The sequence below is a fragment of the Pseudoalteromonas sp. SR45-4 genome (assembly GCF_014163535.1).
Lineage (GTDB): Bacteria > Pseudomonadota > Gammaproteobacteria > Enterobacterales > Alteromonadaceae > Pseudoalteromonas > Pseudoalteromonas nigrifaciens.
Map to the genome: position 1 here is coordinate 122,675 of NZ_JACJDO010000002.1, position 19,833 is coordinate 142,507.

Annotated in this window: 18 protein-coding genes; 10 read left to right on the plus strand and 8 right to left on the minus strand. The window is 36.3% G+C overall.

The window, feature by feature from the left end; all coding sequences use genetic code 11:
- Positions 1–249 precede the first annotated feature (249 nt).
- The 4 genes from H5058_RS01730 to H5058_RS01745 all read left to right on the plus strand — a co-directional run bounded on the left by H5058_RS01730 (position 250) and on the right by H5058_RS01745 (position 4,223).
- Positions 250–861, plus strand: coding sequence for an excalibur calcium-binding domain-containing protein (locus H5058_RS01730; RefSeq protein WP_182676666.1), 612 nt, complete (start codon positions 250–252; stop codon positions 859–861).
- Between the two features lie 284 nt (positions 862–1,145).
- On the plus strand, positions 1,146–2,879 hold the full coding sequence (locus H5058_RS01735; RefSeq protein ID WP_182676668.1) for an anti-phage dCTP deaminase: 1,734 nt from the start codon (positions 1,146–1,148) through the stop codon (positions 2,877–2,879).
- Between the two features lie 119 nt (positions 2,880–2,998).
- On the plus strand, positions 2,999–3,577 hold the full coding sequence (locus H5058_RS01740) for a biosynthetic peptidoglycan transglycosylase (protein WP_182676670.1): 579 nt from the start codon (positions 2,999–3,001) through the stop codon (positions 3,575–3,577).
- Positions 3,564–4,223, plus strand: a complete 660-nt coding sequence (locus H5058_RS01745; protein WP_220485769.1) for a hypothetical protein — start codon at positions 3,564–3,566, stop codon at positions 4,221–4,223. Before H5058_RS01740 ends, H5058_RS01745 begins: the two co-directional genes overlap by 14 nt.
- Positions 4,224–4,522: 299 nt before the next feature.
- Here the strand turns inward: H5058_RS01745 and H5058_RS01750 are convergent, their stop codons facing one another.
- Positions 4,523–5,239, minus strand: a complete 717-nt coding sequence (locus H5058_RS01750) for a metal-dependent hydrolase (RefSeq protein ID WP_182676672.1) — start codon at positions 5,237–5,239, stop codon at positions 4,523–4,525.
- Between the two features lie 227 nt (positions 5,240–5,466).
- On the opposite strand from H5058_RS01750, the gene H5058_RS01755 reads away from it, so the two are divergent.
- Positions 5,467–6,009 carry a hypothetical protein gene (locus H5058_RS01755; protein WP_011328271.1) on the plus strand — a complete coding sequence of 181 codons (543 nt, stop codon included), beginning with the start codon at positions 5,467–5,469 and terminating at the stop codon, positions 6,007–6,009.
- Between the two features lie 28 nt (positions 6,010–6,037).
- On the opposite strand, the gene H5058_RS01760 is transcribed toward H5058_RS01755, so the two are convergent.
- The 3 genes from H5058_RS01760 to H5058_RS01770 form a co-directional block, all read right to left on the minus strand.
- Complete coding sequence (locus H5058_RS01760) at positions 6,038–7,639, minus strand: MASE1 domain-containing protein (RefSeq protein ID WP_011328270.1); 1,602 nt, start codon at positions 7,637–7,639, stop codon at positions 6,038–6,040.
- Positions 7,626–8,255 carry a response regulator transcription factor gene (locus tag H5058_RS01765; RefSeq protein ID WP_089368324.1) on the minus strand — a complete coding sequence of 210 codons (630 nt, stop codon included), beginning with the start codon at positions 8,253–8,255 and terminating at the stop codon, positions 7,626–7,628. The genes H5058_RS01760 and H5058_RS01765 overlap by 14 nt, the downstream gene beginning before the upstream one ends.
- A gap of 367 nt (positions 8,256–8,622) precedes the next feature.
- On the minus strand, positions 8,623–9,816 hold the full coding sequence (locus H5058_RS01770; protein WP_182676674.1) for an acetyl-CoA C-acyltransferase family protein: 1,194 nt from the start codon (positions 9,814–9,816) through the stop codon (positions 8,623–8,625).
- Between the two features lie 368 nt (positions 9,817–10,184).
- On the opposite strand from H5058_RS01770, the gene H5058_RS01775 reads away from it, so the two are divergent.
- Positions 10,185–11,105, plus strand: coding sequence for a transposase (locus tag H5058_RS01775; RefSeq protein WP_089368322.1), 921 nt, complete (start codon positions 10,185–10,187; stop codon positions 11,103–11,105).
- A 799-nt stretch (positions 11,106–11,904) separates the two neighbouring features.
- Positions 11,905–14,016: a TonB-dependent siderophore receptor gene (locus tag H5058_RS01780; RefSeq protein WP_182676676.1), complete on the plus strand. Its 2,112-nt coding sequence runs from the start codon at positions 11,905–11,907 to the stop codon at positions 14,014–14,016.
- Between the two features lie 97 nt (positions 14,017–14,113).
- Here H5058_RS01780 and msrA read toward each other — a convergent pair whose 3' ends face one another.
- A complete protein-coding gene (gene msrA, locus H5058_RS01785; RefSeq protein ID WP_179807041.1) occupies positions 14,114–14,713 on the minus strand; it encodes a peptide-methionine (S)-S-oxide reductase MsrA in 600 nt (199 codons plus the stop codon).
- A 772-nt stretch (positions 14,714–15,485) separates the two neighbouring features.
- Entirely contained in the window at positions 15,486–16,007 is a 522-nt protein-coding gene (locus tag H5058_RS01790) for a TetR/AcrR family transcriptional regulator (RefSeq protein ID WP_041454430.1), read from the minus strand.
- A gap of 448 nt (positions 16,008–16,455) precedes the next feature.
- Between H5058_RS01790 and H5058_RS01795 the strand changes: the two genes are divergently transcribed.
- Positions 16,456–16,653, plus strand: a complete 198-nt coding sequence (locus H5058_RS01795) for a CPXCG motif-containing cysteine-rich protein (RefSeq protein ID WP_011328257.1) — start codon at positions 16,456–16,458, stop codon at positions 16,651–16,653.
- A gap of 89 nt (positions 16,654–16,742) precedes the next feature.
- Here H5058_RS01795 and H5058_RS01800 read toward each other — a convergent pair whose 3' ends face one another.
- A complete protein-coding gene (locus H5058_RS01800; protein ID WP_011328256.1) occupies positions 16,743–16,946 on the minus strand; it encodes a hypothetical protein in 204 nt (67 codons plus the stop codon).
- A 151-nt stretch (positions 16,947–17,097) separates the two neighbouring features.
- On the opposite strand from H5058_RS01800, the gene H5058_RS01805 reads away from it, so the two are divergent.
- A complete protein-coding gene (locus H5058_RS01805; protein ID WP_089368320.1) occupies positions 17,098–17,598 on the plus strand; it encodes a GNAT family N-acetyltransferase in 501 nt (166 codons plus the stop codon).
- Between the two features lie 297 nt (positions 17,599–17,895).
- Positions 17,896–18,066 (plus strand): hypothetical protein, encoded by a 171-nt coding sequence (locus H5058_RS01810; RefSeq protein WP_157696005.1) that lies wholly within the window; start codon positions 17,896–17,898, stop codon positions 18,064–18,066.
- A gap of 334 nt (positions 18,067–18,400) precedes the next feature.
- Here the strand turns inward: H5058_RS01810 and H5058_RS01815 are convergent, their stop codons facing one another.
- Complete coding sequence (locus H5058_RS01815) at positions 18,401–19,612, minus strand: porin (protein ID WP_182676679.1); 1,212 nt, start codon at positions 19,610–19,612, stop codon at positions 18,401–18,403.
- Between the last annotated feature and the right edge of the window lie 221 nt (positions 19,613–19,833).

A 19,833-nucleotide genomic window follows, 5' to 3' on the forward strand; every position in this document is an offset into this window, starting at 1 on the left:
ATTAAGTATTTCTAGCGCCATCATAATCAACAGCACCGCAAATTAAAACCACCTCATGTAATTCATTCGTTATTCAATCACTATTCAATAATTAGTTAATTAAAATACCGCCAAGCTAATGGCTATAAGTAGTTTAATTTTAAAATAACTTAAAATAAGTTTACCGAACACTTTTAGAAACGTATAGTTTGCATAAGTAACAAATAAAAAACAAATAACTAATAAAAAGTATAAAAATCAGGAACACCAATGAACAAAGGATTGTTAACGTCGTGGAACGACAACCGAGGCTATGGCTTTATTAAATCTAGCAGCGTTGCACACGACACCTTTATACACATATCTTCGCTTAAACACATGAACCGCAAACCCAAAGTAGGCGACACCATCTATTTTGAGGTAGCTACTGATCCCAATGGTAAAAGCAAAGCCGTAAACTGCCGCATTGAAGGCGTAATCGAAAGCAAAGTAGAAACCAAACTAGAAAAAACAGCTACTTTTAATAAACCCTTTAAAATGAGTAAAGCAAAAAAGAAGTCGAGCACTTTAGCTAACCTTGTTGCGCTGGTAATTATATTAAGCATAGGTTTTAGCGCATACAATAGGTACTTCGCAAACACTCATACAGGCAATAAAAACAACACCCCCGTTATTACCAATGCCGATTTAGCCACCTTTGATGAAAAATACCCAAAGATAGTTATTCCTAAAAGCACCCAAAACTTTACATGTGATGGCAGGCAACACTGTAGCCAAATGACCTCACGAGCCGAAGCTGTATTCTTTATTAATAACTGCCCGAATACAAAAATGGATGGCGATAACGACGGGGTACCTTGTGAAAATGATTCAAGGTTTTAAATAGGTGATGATTGCAGATGCGTTTTTATAAAAAATAGATTTAATTTAACGCTGTATATAAATACAGTGTTGTAGGTTTTGTCCCATAACATTATTAAAAGTCGTTTTAGGGTTAAATAACAAAGGTTACAAAATAGCAATTGTAACTACTTGTTTATAAGTAAGTTGTTTGGTTATCGAGCAACGTAATATATGCCGTTTTAGGGGTTATAACCCCCAAAAGTGGTGTTCAATAAGCTGTTATAAAGCAATTCTAATTTTTAGTCTTAATCAACGAGAGAAATATGAAAAACGAACAATTTATCAGTCAGTTATTTATGGAAAATAGCCAATTCATATTAGTAGGTTTGACAGGAAGAACAGGATCAGGTTGCACAACAGCGGCAAATATATTAGAAAATAAGTCACCGAGTTTTCCTTCTGTAGAAAATCTAAATAACTTCTATGAGGGTTTAGATGCCAAGCGCTATAAAATCGTTAAAAATTATGCGGAGCAGCATTGGCATAATTTTTACTCAATAAAAGTTAGTGATTTAATTTCTATATATTTTTTGACGTTATCTGCAGAACATCTAGCAAAGTTTATTTGTAGTTATAATAAAAATTCCTTAGATGAAAATATTTTGTATGAAAAGCTAAAGAGTGGTGTTTTCAGCAAGAATAGGTTAGTAACCAATCATAAAGATTTAATTTTGAGTTTGTTAGATCACTCTGAAGACTTTCTAGTAACTAAAGAGAAGGCTAAAGATTTCATCCGAATTTTAAAATTAATAAGAAAATTTACTCGTGATTTTAAAAAGGAATTAGATGAATTAAGTCTAGGTTTATATGTATCGACTTATCAAGCAGGAGGGAACTCAATAAGAAAAACAGGCGTAGTACAAAACGCGTTTGAAAAAGCAGAGTTCAATCCAACCTGTGTATTTAATTTACCAGAGACTATAAATAGAACTATTAAAATGATTCGCGTGGCTACTAAAGATAAAGCATATATTGTCATAGATGCCATAAGAAATCCTTACGAAGCAAAATTCTTCAAAGATAGGTATGCCGCATTTCACCTAGTTTCAATAAATGCACCAGATGAACACCGTAGTAAGTATATGCAAAAATTACATAAATTTTCTGCCGATCAAATTGATGCAATAGAAAAGATTGAATCAGGGAAGTCACAAGGTGATTTTGTAGAGTTTACAACCCAAAATGTTAAAAAATGTATAGAAATTTCTGACATTCACATTTTTAACCCTAAAAATGAATTTGATAATAATAATATTTTAAAAGCACAAATTGTTTGGTACGTTGCTTTAATGCAACACCCTGGCTTAATACCTCCTTCGGCAATGGAGCGGGTAATGCAAGTTGCGTATACTATGAAGATGAATTCTGGTTGTATCTCTAGGCAGGTAGGAGCTGTAGTAACCGATTCTAATAATTCAATTAAAGCCGTCGGGTGGAATGATGTGGCAAAAGGACAAGTGCCATGTTCTATGCGTTCATTAGATGGTTTAATTGAAGAGTTTGATCCTAAAACATATAGTAATTACGAGAGAACTAATCAAAAATTCCGACTTAAAGCTAACGAGCAGTTATTAAAAATAAAAGAAATAAATGGAAGAACTAAAATATTCGAGGGGCATAATCTATCGTATTGCTTTAAAGATATTCATAACAGCTTAGATAAAAAAAGTAATCAAGTACATACAAGAGCATTACATGCAGAAGAAAATGCTTTTTTACAGCTGGCTAAATATGGTAGCTCAGGTATCGAAGGTGGAAAGTTATATACTACGGCAAGCCCTTGTGAACTTTGTGCTAAAAAAGCATATCAATTAGGCATGTCGGAGGTGATATTTATTGATCCTTACCCTGGTATTGCACAAGACCATATTATGAATATTGGTGAAAACCCTCCAACACTTGTTCAATTTCGTGGTGCTGTTGGTAAGGCATATCATCGGTTATATGAACAAATCATACCAATTAAAGATGAATTAGCTCATATGCAATCTTTATAAAAAGGTAATTAAACGAAATTAAAACAGTGGGTTACGTTTAGATCCGCTACACATTATAACCCACAATTTTAGTCCGCTTATTGTGGCGTTAGTTTTCTTGGGATAGTGGTCAGTCATAAATGAAGTTTAAATATGAATGGAATCAGCTCATAAAGAGTATTGATGAAATAAGAGCAGAAAATACGGGAATAGTGTTTTCTGATAACTTATTAGAGTTGCTAGTTGCAGGAGAAGATCACCGTTTCTGGTTACACTTTGGTGTTGATCCAATTGGCTTAGTTAGAGCATTTTGGAGAACCGCATTTTGTAACCGACGAGAAGGTGGCTCTACAATAGCAATGCAATTAGTGAGAACAATTACTAAACGCTATGAAATAAGCCCTCAACGTAAATTTAAAGAAATTTATTTAGCCACACGATTAACCTTATCTCTTGAAAGAAAAGAAATATTAAAACTTTATCTAAATATTGCATATTTTGGATGGAATATGCATGGACTTGAACAAACTTGTAAAATTTTAGATCTGGATAAAAGTGCTCTATCTAATTATGAAGCAGCTTCGATAGTTGCAAGACTAAAATATCCCGAGCCGAGATTTAATAAAAATATGAAGCTTAGAGCTATTGATATACGAGCTAAACATATTATCAATCGATTTAACCAATTCAATTCTAAAGAGCACAATGGAACCATTTAAAATATCAAGCTATTTAAGGGATGTGGTATCTCCCTATCCAGAAGCAAAATTAATATCAGAAGTTGCAAAGAATGGCGGAGAATCAGCAAGACAAGCCATCGCAAGGCAGTGGTTGTCAGAGGGTATTCCATTCGCATTTAAAGATTGCCCCGGAATTTATGAATCTATTCGTTCATGGGTTGGCTCAAGGCTAAATATTGATCCAAAAGAATTGAATGTTACTGGCAGTGCAAGATTAGGACAGTCATTAGCACCTCATAAAATGGGGAAGCCATTTGGGGACGGTTCTGATTTAGATATTTTCATTATTTCAAATGAGCTTTTTGAGCACTTAAAAAGTGATTTTAATGAATGGTCTTATGATTTTGAAAGTGGAGTCATCAGTGCTTCAAATGATAGAGAAAATGGATTTTGGAAAGGTAATTTACATAGAGGGCCTAAAAATATAGCGAGAGGTTTCATAGACTCTAATATAGTTCCAAATCATGATAAATATTGTTATGTTAGGAATATCGCACAAACTATGTACCTTCTTAAAGAAAAGCTAGATGTCACGTCTGAAGCGCCTAATTTTAGCCATGCATCTGTAAGGTGTTACAAATCATGGGCAAGCTACGTGCAGCAAATATCTTTAGGCTTTCAGTAATCGAAAACTAACAAGAAAATCAACAAGGACACGTAACAGTTGGCTACGTTTCGCTGCAGAAAAAAATAAACAAAAATAAAGGGACATGGCAAAAATAAAGGGACAGGCATAAAATAATCAACAGTTTATTAAATCCTGGTATTTTATAAACTGTTTCCCTAGGTGAAATGAGTTTTATTGAAGCAAACACAAAGAATAAAATTATGATGACACCCACGCTAATCACTTTGAAAAACTAGGGTGGGTGTCAATGTTATTCACTTGATTTCGCTATGCGTATTATTATGCGTATAGAGGGCTTAAAATCTAATTTTTAAAGATTGAAATCTAAAGTGAGACCAATCACTTAACGCTGTGATAGTTTGTTTTGTAGGAGGGGCAACATAGATTAAACCTGCAATGGCAACAATCGATGATAATGTAATTAATTTATTATCGAAGTCAGCTATTTTTAGAGCGGTCCCGAAAGAGCGTTTAATTGTGACATTATTTAAATCTACACTGTAAATTTCATCCAGCAATAAATGAATTAATCCTCCGAGTAAAATAAACCCACCCGTTAACCAGGCAAAGGTGGCTGCTTGTGGGGTTGATTGATCATTCAGTTCCCATGTTACTTGTGTTGTTAATAGCGCGCATAGCAGTATAAATAGTAAAGAGTGGCAACTGCCTCTATGTACTGTGATCCATTCAAAAAGTGGTCTAATAATATATTTCATAAATCCGTAAACCAATAACGGCACGACAATTAACTCGATAAAACTAATTTTAATAATTAGCTCAGTGGTTATGTAATGCAGTACCAGTAATACAGCGCTCAGTGCAAATAAGTTAAAAACAGTGTCGAGTGATGTGGAGTTATCTGAATCTATATCTGGTAATAAACCGCCGATTGAGCCTAAAAACCATAACCAAAGCGCGCCCTTTAAATTAATATGTCCTGCAGATAATAAGGTGGCTGAGGCTAAGCCTGTGATGATTAGCGCAGTATTAAGATGAGTATTGAAGTTTGCCATTGTGTCTCTTGATGGGGAAATAGGTGGGCATTCTAACAATTGAAAAGTTTATTGTTCAATGTTCTTTAAGACAAATAAAGGGACAGGCATAAAATAATTAACAGTGCCGTAAATTAATCCACTTGTATTTTCTAAGCCATTTTCTTAGATGGATTAGGAATATGGATGATTTTATACCAGGCTATTTGCTAATAAACTCAATTTAACTAGGACGTTAGGGAAGTAAAATGAGTTTAATTGAAGCAAGCACAAAGGAATTTGGCAATATTACGGTGTTTTTACATAGCCTAGGCTCATTTTGCTATCGTATTGAGTGGTATAGCAAAATGACAGGTGCCTCAATTAGTTTAGCGCGTATTAAAAAGGGTAAATATATAGTCATTCGAAAATGGGCAGCTATACGGGGTTTAACTGATGTGTCTACAGAGTTTGATAGAGCTAATCAAGCATTTATCCATTTATTAAATAATGTTGACGTGGTTAAAGGTAAAGACGATTTGATAGTTGCAGCTAAGCAGCACTGCGTAAACTTATTTGCAAAGTCGGAAGGGTTAAAACCAATTAGCAAACCTAGTTTGCCAAAGCCACGATTACAAGGCGCTATAGGCAAGCAAGTGGTGGTAAAGTCAAGGCTTGGCAACAGCCAAATAGCACAAGGTATGCTACTGCAGCTAATAGGTAACCAAGCTGAAATACAAGTTAATCCCGAACATATAGAAGCAGGCCAATTAAGGCAAAAGTTTTATACTAAACAAGTTTTTATTTGCTAAGCAATTTACAAATTAAGCAATGTGCTAACTAATCAAAGTAAAAAGGAAGCTTTACCTTAATGGTAAAGCCATTTTTTACACACACTTCAAAAGTTCCGCCCAATGCCATTGCGCGCTCTTCAATAAAAGCTAAACCATAATTACCCGAGTTGTTAGCAGGTGTTGCTAAACTGCCATTATCACTAATGGTTAGTGTAATAAAATTATTATCGGTTACGAGTTCTATATGCATTTTGCTGGCATTACTATGCTTAACACAGTTAGTTACAGCTTCTTGGCATATTCGATAAATAGCTATTTCATGATCTTTTGACAGGGCTTTATGAATTTTAAAGTCGGCCTGAAAATTAATTTTTGCCTTATGCAGTAAACTTTTTAGTCGCCCGGCTGTTATTGCCTTATTTAAGCCAAGTTCGTCTAATTCGCGTGGGCGAAGGTAATGCATTAATTGGTATACCGAATCGTACATGGTATTGGCATTCGTTTTTAAGCTTTTAACAAACGACTGAGTATCTTTATTACTCATGTGAGACAAAATAGATAAGTCAGTTTTTAAAGCAGTGAGATTTTGACCCAACTCGTCGTGTAACTCTTGAGAAAGATGTTTTCGCTCATTTTCTTGTACGCTAACCATTTTAGCCGCAAGGTGTGTGTTTTTAGTTAACTGCTTTCTGAGTTCTAGGTTCGTTTTATATAACTCATTATTTTTACGTTTTAGTTCAGTAATTGCAGCGCCTAAAACCATACTGGTAATTGCATTTGCTAAAATGAATAACTGGCTTATATAAGTGTTTTCAGGGGCATGAGTAAAGCTTGCCTCGAGTATAATTAAGCTATTAATTAACGTGGCACTGGTTACAGCGCCCAAAGAGCCAAACCTATACGAAAACCAAATAATGGGTAATAACGAGGCGAGCCTTAGTAGCGGGTAGGTGTCGGGGCGTAGTGCATATACAAAAATTACAATTAATAAAAGGCACAATAAAGCAGCCCCTAAATGCATCATTTTTAGTAATAGCGATTTATTTAATTTATGCCTCACGCTAAAAATTAGCATCATTAGCGGAGTGACTAATAGTGTGCCGGTAATATCCCCAAGGCACATATTTAACTGGTACTGTAATAATTCTGTAGCAACCAGTATATTGGTAAATTCAAACGCACTAGCAAATACAAACCATTTAATAGATGTACTAGCAACAGCCAGTAATATTAACGAAAGTATACCTTGGCTATCGTTAATACTGGGCGGCCAACGGCTGTTTTTTAAAATATAAATAAGCGCAACAAAGCAAAGCTCCTGCCAAAAACCATGAAATAAATTAAAATCCCATTGTGCAAGAGCTAAAACTTCATTATTAAAAGCACCCACAAAGGCAGCAAGAAGACGAGATGTTACCCATAAAGTTAGCCAATACTTTGTAGGTAAAAGTAAAAAGAAGGCAATTTTAATGCCCGCAGGAATAAAAATTGCGCTGCTTTCGGGGACTGTTTCTAGATTTTTGCTGAGCCAAAAAGTTGCAGCAAATATAACAAAATAAACAAGCCCAACAAGTAACTGCTTGGTTACTTGTTTAAAAGCTGTAGTAATAAAAAAACTAAACGAGGGGGATAGGCTAAGTAAGCTCATCTAGTTGTATTACTCCTACATCTATTGCAATTTTTAACAGCTCGAATGAAGTTGTAACGTTAAGCTTAGTGTATATATTTGCCTTATGGACATGAGCAGTTTTAGGCATTATTCCTAATGCTTGTGCTACTTGCTTGGCATTAAGCCCCTTAGAAAATAATGGTAAGGCCTCTATTTCTCGATTTGTTAGTAGCGTAAGTGCGCTACTTTCTGTGGTTAGGGCAAAGTTTACATCTTCGCTTATATAGCGCTTACCCAAAGCTACAGACTTAACCGCATCTATTAATTCTTCAGAAGCCGAGCGTTTTGACACATAACCTAACGCGCCAAGTCGCAAAGCGTTACTCACATAGGGTTCGTGGTCATGCATGGAGGCAACAATGGTTTTAATGTTAGGAAAATGCTCAAAAAGGTAAGATAAAAAAGTAAGCCCGGTTTCTTTACCGTTAAGCGATATATCCACTATAAATATATCGGGTTGTTCTAGTTCAACCGCAAGCTTTGCTTCATTTACGCTGCAAGCTTCTATTATTACTTTCCAATCTGGCTGTAATTCGAGTAGCTTTTTAAAGCTATCTCTTACTAGTTGATGATCTTCTATGATACCAATGTGCATTTATATCTCCCTTTAAAATTATTATACATGGTAATAGGTAAGTATTGGCTAGGAAAAAATCTTAGAAAGGGTAATTAGGTAGAAAAATAAAGGGACAGGCATAAAATAATTAACAGTGCCGTAAATTAAACCCTGATATTTTCTAAGCCATTTTCCTAGGTGGGTTAGGAATATGAATGATTCTATACCCCAGGCTATTTGCTAATAAACTCATTTTAACTAGGAAAATAAAAAGGGACAGGCATAAAGCAATTAACAGGTTTATGCCTGTCCTTTAATAATCATGTCCTTTACTAATCAAAACTTTATTTTTACTAAATTAAAACGGCTTATTTTTAGCCGCTATTTCTTTTAAAATCTTTTATAACTAAAGCGCTTCAAAAATAGCAGCTATACCTTGTCCGCCACCAATACACATAGTGACCAAGCCGTATTTACCGTTAATGCGTTTCAGTTCGTACAGGCATTTGGTCGATAAAATAGCACCGGTTGCGCCAACAGGGTGGCCAAGTGCTATAGCTCCGCCATTGGGGTTTACTTTATGCTCAGGAAAGTTTAACTCATTGCCTACGCATAATGCCTGTGCGGCAAAGGCTTCGTTTGATTCTACTACGTCCATGTCATCAATAGTTAATCCAGTTTTTTCAAACACCTGTTGCACAGCAGGAATAGGCCCTGTGCCCATTAATGAAGGCTCAACACCTGCTCTGGCATAACCGACTAGGCGACCGAGTGGTTTTAAGCTTTGTTCATTGGCCTTTTGCTCCGACATAAGCACTAACATGGCTGCGCCATCATTAATACCTGATGAGGTGGCTGCGGTGACTGTACCATTTTGTTTAAAGTAGGGTTTTAAGGTGGCGAGTTTTTCGACCGTTGTGTCAGCACGAACATGCTCGTCAGTATCAAAAACTTGATTACCGTTACGAGATTTAATTTCGATGGGCATTATTTGCTGTTTAAAATAGCCTGCGGTAATGGCTTTAGCCGCTTTATGATGGCTTTGTGCTGCGTAAGCGTCTTGTTGCTTGCGGCTAATGCTATATTTTTCTGCAATGCTTTCAGCGGTAACGCCCATAGGTGTGTTGTCCCATGGGTCTTGTAATGTGGTAGTTAGCTCATCAACTACTGTACTATCACCCATTTTTTGGCCCCAACGATTACTTGCTAGAGTATAGCCTGAGCTACTCATGCTTTCTGCTCCGCCTGCTAAAGCTGCGTTTACATCACCTAATTGAATTTGTTGTGCTGCTTGTATAATGGCTTCTAAACCCGAACCACACAAGCGGTTGAGTGTTACCGCGTGACTGCTAATTGGTAACCCTGCATTTAGCCCAATAACTCGCGACAAATACGCGTCTTTAGGACCGTTATGTATCACTTTACCTACCACACATGAACCAACTTGCTTTGGTGAAATATTGGCTCTGGCTAATGCTTCTTTGGCGCACATAGTGCCTAACTGAGCGGGAGTGAAGTTTTTAAGGCTGCCACCAAAGCCACCGATAGCAGTGCGTACTGCGCTTAATATTACTACGCTATTGTTATTAAATTGTGTCATTGTGTTCTCTTATTATTTTTTTGCTTGTATCCACTTTGTTCTAAATGATATTAAAAGAGCAAAAGGATAAAGGTTGACTTTAATTCATCAAAACATAATTTTAAAATAAACTAAAGCTGCAGGCGTTGAATTGATATATAACTTTGTTAATCATTTTATGTTTTTGCTTTAAAGAGATTTAAAAAGAGGATTTAAAAGATTTAAAAGGACAGGCACAAAGTATTTGCAAAACTCACATTAGCTACTACTGTTATTATATCCAGTGGTTATTGGTTTTGTATTTTATGACACGCGCAAGAAAAAATCTCATTGATTTGGCATCAACATCTTATTATCACTTAATAGCTAGATGCGTTAGGCGAGCTTTTTTGTGTGGTGATGATAAATACACAGGTAAAAACTTTGATCACCGCAGAGAGTGGCTAGTAGAGCGTATAAAGTTGTTAAGTAGTGTGTTTGCCATAGAGATTGCAGCTTACGCAATTATGAGTAATCACTATCACTTAGTTGTAAATGTTAATAGAAAGCAGGCACTAGATTGGGCAGATAGTGAAGTAATTGAACGCTGGTATAGGCTTTATAATGGCCACGCTTTGGTGGATAGTTACTTAAAAGGCGAGCCGTTAGATAATGCGAGTTTAGTTTGCTTTAATGAAATTATAGCTAAATGGCGAGAAAGACTTTACGACATAAGCTGGTATATGAAAAACCTAAATGAATACATTGCCCGTGAAGCAAATAAGGAAGATAGCTGCACAGGTAAGTACTGGGAAGGGCGCTATAAATCACAAGCATTATTAGATGAAACCGCATTGCTTAGTTGCATGGCCTATGTCGATTTAAATCCTATTAGAGCAAACATGGCCGGTACGTTAGAAGACAGTGATTTTACTTCTATTCAAGAACGTATAGCGCAATTGACAGCCTTTACTAAAAATACGGTTCAAACAAATAACCCCTCAAAGCAAAAAGATAGTGTTCAAGATCAAAGTCAACCAAGTCAGCTAAAGCCATTTTGCGCTAACAACATAAAACACACTATACCTTTTGCGTTACTAGATTACCTAGAATTAGTAGATTGGAGTGGTCGTCAAATTTCTCCAAACAAAAAAGGATATATAAATAAAGCAATTCCTAAAGTGCTAGTTACTCTGAATATAGAAGAAGCACAATGGCTTGAATCGATTCAACGATTTAGGCATAAATATTCAAACTTTGCAGGGAGTAAACAACGATTAAAGCAGCAAGCCGCGAATAACGATGTTAAATGGTACAAAGGTGCAGGGTGAGCGCCACACCTTCAGCGATAACTTAAACAACAACTTTAACAAACCACCTTTGAAACTAACTTTACCTGCCTGATATCCCTACTAAACATATATCTACTAATAACTTAAATTATATAAACTAATAGAGCGTAGAAGTGAGAGGGAATTAGTAAATAACGATGACGAACTTTGAGGTTAAATAAACCAGGTAATATGTGCCTGTCCCATTTTAATCCCTTTTTAATATGCCTGTCTCATTTTTAATAATAAATAACTTCATGCCAATATTGCAATAAACACCGTTTATGGTATAAGACTGCCAGCTTTAGTTTACTCAATATAGTATGGATAATAGCAAGGGTGAACAAGCCAATTTAATCTATTGAATTTTTTGAACTTTTATCGAAAAACGGCGCCCAGTATTATCTTTAATATAAAGCCGCTTTGCAGCAACAGCACTTAACCAAACACACCGAATTTATTTTAGCCTACGGCTACACCTTAAATCATACGTACCGCACGAATGCTTATATGAGCACGTACCTGGGTATTTAGTATTAATTACACGCCGCTGGTGATGATCACGCTAGGCATGTCATTTTGTAAGTTAATTAATTCTAATCACACGGCTATGGCCGTAAATTTGTATAACCAGTTTATAAGCTACAGCACGTTTATAAACGTCAATGCTTTAAACGTAATCCAACAAAAGCGGCATTACCTCACATGCCAAGCTTTGCAAACAGCCTATAAGTACTAAGCACTAGTTACTGCTTTAGGCTGCAATTCAATTTTAGTTATGTAATTAACAAGGTTAACAATGAACACCAATTTTAAAGAGCGTAAGCTTACTTATTTATCTGCTTGTTTAGTTTTCTTATTTACCAGCCAAACAAGCTCAGCCTTTGAGCAACCACCGCTATTTAATCAGGCTAATACAGCTATAGAGAGGGTTGCAGTGATAGGCTCGCGTCATGTATACAGCAGTAACTTTACGCCTTTAGAAACACCACAAGCTGAGCAAACAATCGATTTAGCAACGCTTGAAAATGCTGGCGCATGGGATTTAAACCAAGCATTGGATCTATCTGCTTCGGTTGCTAGGCAAAATAACTTTGGTGGCCTGTTAAATAATTTTGCTTTACGTGGTTTTACAGGAGATGAAAACCTCTCGAGTAACTACTTAGTTAATGGCTTTAATATAGGCTGGGGCTTGGGTGGTACGCGAGATCTGTCAAGTATTGCCTCGGTTGAGGTGCTAAAAGGGCCGCGTGCTGCGTTATTTGGCCGGGGAGAACCTGGCGGAGTGGTTAACTTAATAACTAAACGGCCAACATTTGATACCGCAGGCGAACTAAAACTTGCTGTTGCAAGTGAGGATACCTATAGGGCTGATATAGATTACACCACTGGGGTTTCTGATGATGTTGCAATTAGACTGATCGGTTTTTATGAAGATTCAAATAGCTTTAGAGACACCATTAAAAAAACCAAACAAGGCGTTAGCCCATCAGTAGCTTGGTATATTAACGACAATAGTGAACTGATTTACGAACTTGAATACAGTAAGCAAACAATACCTTTTGATAGAGGAGTGTTAGCAATAAATGGTGAGCTTGGGGTTATTCCTGCAAACCGATTTTTAGGTGAGCCGGGTGATGGCCCTATTATAGCACAAGTAGTTGGCCATCAGCTTGAACTTAAGCATGATATTAATGACGACTGGAGTGTATTAATTGCTGCTAATTACCGTGATACTAAGTTAACCGGTTTTGCCACTGAAACTGGTTTTGCAGGTGTAGTGAATGATGAGGTTAATCGCTTTAGGCGTTATCGAGATTACAGTGCAAACTATAAGGTTTTACGCGGCGAAGTTACTGGCGATATTAATTTTGCAGGGTTTGAGCATCGTTTAACTATAGGGGCTGATACCGATAAATTTGAAAACGATCAGTTTTTACTACAGGTAAAGGGCGATCAATATATTAATGTATATAACCCAGAGTATGGTGCTTATGCGCTACCTGCACCCACCACTCATACTGTTCGTATTGAAATTCAGCAATCATTGGGCGTATTTATACAAGATCAAATAAGTTTAACCAATAAGCTAGATATACGTCTTGGCGCGCGTTTAGACGATTTTAAGCAAACACTTAATAATCGTTTAACTAATACAGGGTATAAACAAACAGAATCGCGTATTAGTCCGCAATTAGGGGCTGTGTATGCGGTGTCTGACTTTATATCGGCTTATGCGGCTTATGGTGAAAACTTTCGTCCGCTTTCGGGTACCGACGCCCAGGGAAACGGCTTTAAACCAAACCAAACAACTTCAAAGGAAGTAGGCGTTAAGGTTAGTTTAAATAACGGTGCGCTGGTGGGCACCTTAGCCTTATTTAAAGTTGAGCAACAAAATATGTTGGTAGTAGACGATCCAACAGCATTTACCAGTGCCGCTATTGGGGAGGCGCAAAGTAAAGGGTTTGAAATTGATATAAATGGTCAACTAACGAATAACTTAAACCTGTGGGCGTCTTATGCTTATGTTGATGCAACAACCAAAAATTCATTTTACGATAGCAACTTTGGCCTAAATATAGCTGCAGGCAGCTCGCTGTTAAATATTCCTCAGCATCAATTGAGTTTACAGTTGGTAAAGTCGACAGAAGTGAATGGAAAAGCACTAAAATTGGGTGGTGGTTTACTTTATGTGGGAGATCGAAATGGCTTTTTTGGTACCGACTTTACACTGCCAAGTTATATAACTGCTCGGGCATTTATGCGTTACGCCGTATCAGACTCAATAACGCTAACAGGGGAGCTAGATAACTTATTTAATGAAACTTATTATATCAGCTCATTTTCAGACGCTTGGGTGCAACCAGGCACGCCTCGTAGTGTTAGATTTTCTGCCTCGTTTAAGTTTTAATACCTTACACGTATTTTAAAAACGTATAACAGGCTGGTTAATATAAGCAGCCTGTTAGTTAATCTAGTATTGAGTAAGGTATTTTATTGTGGGTACTTTAATGGCTTGCTTTATCGCCCCAAATTTCTTCTAGGCGGTTGTCGCGCCCACAACGCCAGCGATAGGTATTGTAGCGAATAGGATTGTTTTTATAATAATCTTGATGGTAACTTTCATCGCCTTTAATTGGGTAAAAGGTACTGGTGTTTAGTATAGGGGTAACCACGGTTTTATTTGGGAACTGTTTGCTCACTGCTTGTTTAGATTGCTCTGCTAATTTGCGCTCTTGCTCGTTAGCTACAAAAATAGCGCTTAGGTAACTTGGCCCTTTATCGCAAAATTGGCCTTTAGCATCAAAGGGATCAATGTTTACCCAGTAATGCTCGAGTATAGCTTTATAGCTAACTATTGCAGGATCGTAAGTAATTTCTACAGCTTCATAATGACCACGATGATTGCCGTTATAAGTTGGGTTTTTAAGTTTACCTCCCGTAAAACCCGATATTACATCGGTTACACCTGCTAGCTTTTCAAAATCACTTTCCATACACCAAAAGCAACCTCCGGCTAAAACGGCTTTTTCGGTTTTGTTTGCATGGGCGAGCGATGCATAAAATATAACGGATGATGTTAACGCTAAGGCTAATATTCTTTTCATAAAATCTCGCATCTGTTTGATGAATGTATAAATAAATATATTGGTATAGTTACTAGACCCGCTATTAGTAAAACGTATTTCATTTTTATTTGTAAGCCGCAACGCGCTTTAGTGAATGAGGCCACTTTAATAAAACCCACTTTAAAGCCTAAACCCTATTTTTGAGACTAACGCAAAGCTTGTTAGCAAATTTTAAGAACAGTAAAACTAATAAAATGCTTATTGCCGATGGTTCACAACTAGGCATTAGCAAAAAGATAGCGGGTAGGTGCTTAGTACACAAGCTTATAAAATGTTAACTGCCAATACCGCTGGTGGAGGTATGTATTTAAAAAGTAGGGAAGTGAGATATTTAGCACAAATGGCGTTGACTGTGTGCGTACAGTGTTTGTTTTTATATAATAAACTTTATGTATAAATTCAGTTTTATAATAGGTTGTTATATATAAAGTTTTAACTTTTAATGGTGCCGGTTTACTTAGCTGGGTTACAACATTGTAGGTAACTGTGTTTATATACAGTATTGCTTGGAGGTGTATAATATTACCTGTACTTATTAAAGTGCAGAATAGGAGTTTAATAAGAAATGGCTAGTGTATTAAACACCTTATTCAGAGCTTATTTTATTTATACTGAATGCTATTAGCTTTAATGGACAAAGTTATGAGCAAAAGAACACATCATGCTTTGTTGTGGTGAGTATAGTTTAGCAATAGCGCTAACCGCATAGCGATGCTCCGTTTTAGTTACCAGTAATTATATAGTGCTCTGTTTATAGCAAAGCTATTTTTTGGGTAAGTTGCCTTAACATAGCATCGGCATTGGGAGATTGCTCGTTTAACCCGCTAATTAAAGTCATAAAGTAGCAGTCAATCATTACGCTTGCTTTTACGTCATCAATTTGAGTTTGCTGCTGAAATAATAACTGTTTAAACAGGCTTACTTGCTCACTAAAAAAGGTTGCTTGCCAAATAACATTACTGATAAGTATTTTACTAAATTCACTGTTTTCACAATAAAAATAATACAGGGGATGTGCATAATGACGCAGCTTTAATCTAGGAGAGTGTTGTTTATCGGATGCGCGAGCTTGATTAATTATAGCGGTAATTTGTTGCTGCATTCCGGCAATCAATAAGTCTATTTTATTTTCGAAATGACTAAATACAGTGCCCACAGCCACACCAGCAGCTGTTGCAATTTCTCGGGTTGAGGTATGCTCGTAACCTTGTAATAAAAATAACTCCCAAGCAGATGCTAAAATTTTATTACGTGTTCTCTGTTTTTTATCCATTATATTTGTGTATTGCTCTCTACTAGTTTTATTAAGTAATGTTTGTAAGTGCAAAATAAGTGTTTATAAAACTGCATTAAAAACAACTGAGTACCCTATTTTAAGCTTGCAAATGCTTATTGACTATTCGCTACTTACTAAATTAAGTAAATAGTAATTGAGTGCGCTCATTTTTATTGTGAGCATGCTCAATTAATAATCTGCATTGTTATTATTATAGCAAACATGTATTTGTTCATTCTACAGGTTCTAGTTTGTTTATCTAACTCTCAAGTTAGAGTTTATTGCCTTATTTAAGCGCATTAAAATAAACCAATAGCTTGGTTATAAGCGATAATATTTACTCGCGTAAATGCTATAAAAATTAGCACAGTGTAATACTTAGGATATGTTGTTTAATAGCTGCATTTTAACTAAAATAACTTTATTTATAATGGTTGGTGTGTAAATGAATCAATTAACCGAAAAATCGATTGGCTGCCCTTATTGCGGCGAAACAATTGACGTTTTACTAGATGCTGCAGATTTAGACCAACAGTATATTGAAGACTGCCAGGTGTGTTGTAAGCCAATTATTTTTAAAGTTTTTGAAGATGCTGATGCTGAGCTTGGTGTTAATGTATACAGTGAAGATGATGCATTTTAACTTTTATAATCTCGCAGATTTAATTTAAAACCAAAAGGCTGCTTTTTATCAAAGCAGCCTTTTGGTTTTTTATGTAAGCTAAAAAGTCGTTATTTATTTTGCTGCTCTCTTGCTAATTGGTTTGGCAATAACTGCTCTATAATTTCGCGAGCGGGAAGGGTGTAGCGCGTGCCGTCAAACATCACCGAAGTGAACTCGTTAATATTAGTAATCCCCGTTAGGGTCCAACCTTCGCCGCGCTCAGGGCAATAAACCGTGGTAGTGGGCTGTATTACTTTAAAATCGTCACTCATGGCTAATTACTCTCAATATATTGCTTGTTAATGCAGTATGGTAAGTTAATAATACTGTTATATAAAGTGCTATTTATTGCTTAATAGCTATTTTTACAAATATTGTATTTAAGTAGTAGGTAGCTCAAAAATTTATAATTTTGGTAATTGCATGTTTAAAACAATAACACTACCGCGAGTTACCTTGCGTTTAATAACTCACAAACATGGCGCAGCTTTGTTTGGCATTTTAAATCATCCTTTAGTGTCTCAATATAACGATTACCAAACACCGCTTAGCCAGCAACAGGTAAAGCAATTAATACAAAACGATATTAGCGGCTATTACGAAGGGGGTGTATTGCGCTTAGCAATTGAGCATAACAGCAATGGCCAATTGTTAGGCTCGTGTGGTTTATACAAAATAAATACAGACAAGCAAACTGCTTTTATAGGTTTTGAGCTACACCCAGATTTTTGGCAACAAGGAATTATGCAAGAAGTGCTTTTAGGTTTTATGGCAGTAATGCCTGCATTACAATTAAAACATTTGTATGCTGAGGTAAGTACACACAACCAACGTTCACACGCTTTGCTAATAAAGCTAGGATTTACGCTAAAGTGTGGTGTACAAAATAGTGATAACAGTTCACTTTGGTATAAATTATTATAGAGTTAACGTGCTACAATAGCCTGTTTAAATCTAAACGTTACTTCCGTAATTACTGTAATTATTTATAATTAAGCACAGTAAAGAACACATCACACTTGCTGTGAGGGAGTAATACCTTAGCAAAGGTGTTAAATTTATAAAGTAGCAGGGCAGTAGTAAATGCTAAGCGCAGATATTTATTTCAAATTACAATATCTGAGATCCTGACGACTTATCCGGTTCACTTAAATTGCACATTTGAGTTCGGCGTGTTTAACCTTTATGGTGGCTTTGGTCCGCACTTATACAACCTACTATATGCAAGTGCACGTAACGTTATTTGAAATGACAGCTACAGAGCAAATTGATATAGCGTTTTCAAGGCCATTACTAAGAAGCACAATTAGCAATGAATTTATTAGCCATACGGTCTATCCAGATAAGCTAGTTGCTCTTGTTAATCAAGGCCATAAATGTGAAAGTAAATAAGTCGGGTTTTCGCCAAATAGTGTTAGCAAACCTAGGCATATGCAAACATTAGTAACCGAGATTGTAATGTTTAGGAGTGGGGTGATAGGACTGTATTGTGCACAAGAAATTTTACAGTGAGGATGTCATTTTATAACGCTAGAGAATGTAAGTACGCAAAGTCCACTACAAATTCAATTTAAAAAATGACGTAAGTACAACATTTGTAAATATAGTTTTAAGCGCCAAAATAGACATTCAAAGCAGCATGGCTGAGTGATGCTATAAACTTAAAACCAATAAAAAAGGCCTTGTTATGCTCTATAACAAGGCCTTTATAAAACTATGTTAGGCTTTAAAGTATATACCTAAAACCAATTGCGATGCCGTCATCTTCCGATTGTTCCATAAGTGCTTGTTGTTCTTTATTAGCACTTTCAAAGTCACCAAAATCTTTACGTGCTTCTATGTAAAGCTGGGTATTGTCGTCAAGTAAGTAATGAACACCAATAACGGCAAATTGACGCTTAAATACATCGTTAGGATCGGCGTTAAAGTTAGGTTGAATTACGTAATCGTCGCCAGCATCAAAAAGGTTGTATGCAATAAATGGTCTAAAGTCATTATCGAAACGGTAAGATACAAATGTTTCTATACCAACTGCTTCTTTAATTAAGCGACCCAAATTGTCGGTATCATGGTTTTCGTTTTTATTAATGTTAGCGGCAGCGTATAAACCTGGTGCGTTAATGTTACCCCAAATAATACCAGCGCCATAAATTATATCTTCTACTGAGCGAGTTGTGCCATCGCCAAAGTGTAAGTCAAACTCACCGCGGTTAATGCCGGCAGTTAACGTAAGCATATTGGTTACGTTATAAGTTACTGTGCCACCAAAAGTGTAATTAAACTCTACTTTTTGTGCTGTCGCATCGCCAGCTTCCCATTTTGTTTGGCACTGTGCTTCTGTAATATTGCTTACATCACAAGTGTAAAACTCACTGTTTTTTAGCTGCGTTTGTACGCTAAATTCAAAGTCGTTGTAAGTATTGCGATATTGCAGCGTTTTATCACCGCGACCGGTACCATTTACTGCGCCATCGTCTTTATTATATGTGTAAACACCTGCAGCGTTACCATCCCACACATAGCTGTAGTTGGTGGCGTAAACAACATCGAACCACGAACCCCATTGTTTACCAATGGTAATTTGACCATATTTATCATGCGATAAGCCGGCATAACCTAAGCGGTTATATAAAAACTCATCTTGAATAGATTCAAAACGGTTATTATAAACAATATCACTGTTACCAACAGGGTTTACACCCCATTCAATTAAGGCCAGTGCTTCCCAATCATTTTTTAATTGGCGTTTAAAAGCAAAGTTAATACGCGAGGCACCATTTACTATTTCAGTTTGGTTTTGGGTATTGATCGCACGAACGTCAATATAACCACCAATAGAGACAGCATTTTTATCGTCTTTATAAACTTCTACTGCTGATACAGCTGGAGCCGCTAAAATACTTACGCTTAGTAGAGTTGCTAACTTGTTATTTATCATTTGTTGCCTTGTGTAAATTTGATGCTTTTTTATTGGGGTATATCTGTGGGATTGGAGACTAACAAAGCAATAATATGCTCAAAAGTGAAAAATAATCACCCGCAATAAACAAAATAAATGGCAAATATTCACCAAGCGTTAATTTTGTTTTTGTGGTGTTGCTTTTTTTAATGCTTTGAGTTGCTGGGTAGTTGTTTGGTATTAGAAATTAAAAAAATAAA

Bases quoted from the DNA above. Each gene is read 5' to 3' on its own strand.
- H5058_RS01750 (WP_182676672.1), bottom strand. From the start codon at position 5,239: ATGGCAAACTTCAATACTCATCTTAATACTGCGCTAATCATCACAGGC.
- H5058_RS01760 (WP_011328270.1), bottom strand. From the start codon at position 7,639: ATGAGCTTACTTAGCCTATCCCCCTCGTTTAGTTTTTTTATTACTACA.
- H5058_RS01740 (WP_182676670.1), top strand. From the start codon at position 2,999: ATGAAGTTTAAATATGAATGGAATCAGCTCATAAAGAGTATTGATGAA.
- H5058_RS01815 (WP_182676679.1), bottom strand. From the start codon at position 19,612: ATGATAAATAACAAGTTAGCAACTCTACTAAGCGTAAGTATTTTAGCG.
- H5058_RS01810 (WP_157696005.1), top strand. From the start codon at position 17,896: ATGCAAGTGCACGTAACGTTATTTGAAATGACAGCTACAGAGCAAATT.
- H5058_RS01745 (WP_220485769.1), top strand. From the start codon at position 3,564: ATGGAACCATTTAAAATATCAAGCTATTTAAGGGATGTGGTATCTCCC.
- H5058_RS01770 (WP_182676674.1), bottom strand. From the start codon at position 9,816: ATGACACAATTTAATAACAATAGCGTAGTAATATTAAGCGCAGTACGC.
- msrA (WP_179807041.1), bottom strand. From the start codon at position 14,713: ATGAAAAGAATATTAGCCTTAGCGTTAACATCATCCGTTATATTTTAT.
- H5058_RS01780 (WP_182676676.1), top strand. From the start codon at position 11,905: ATGAACACCAATTTTAAAGAGCGTAAGCTTACTTATTTATCTGCTTGT.
- H5058_RS01790 (WP_041454430.1), bottom strand. From the start codon at position 16,007: ATGGATAAAAAACAGAGAACACGTAATAAAATTTTAGCATCTGCTTGG.
- H5058_RS01730 (WP_182676666.1), top strand. From the start codon at position 250: ATGAACAAAGGATTGTTAACGTCGTGGAACGACAACCGAGGCTATGGC.
- H5058_RS01735 (WP_182676668.1), top strand. From the start codon at position 1,146: ATGAAAAACGAACAATTTATCAGTCAGTTATTTATGGAAAATAGCCAA.
- H5058_RS01755 (WP_011328271.1), top strand. From the start codon at position 5,467: ATGAGTTTAATTGAAGCAAGCACAAAGGAATTTGGCAATATTACGGTG.
- H5058_RS01765 (WP_089368324.1), bottom strand. From the start codon at position 8,255: ATGCACATTGGTATCATAGAAGATCATCAACTAGTAAGAGATAGCTTT.
- H5058_RS01805 (WP_089368320.1), top strand. From the start codon at position 17,098: ATGTTTAAAACAATAACACTACCGCGAGTTACCTTGCGTTTAATAACT.
- H5058_RS01795 (WP_011328257.1), top strand. From the start codon at position 16,456: ATGAATCAATTAACCGAAAAATCGATTGGCTGCCCTTATTGCGGCGAA.
- H5058_RS01800 (WP_011328256.1), bottom strand. From the start codon at position 16,946: ATGAGTGACGATTTTAAAGTAATACAGCCCACTACCACGGTTTATTGC.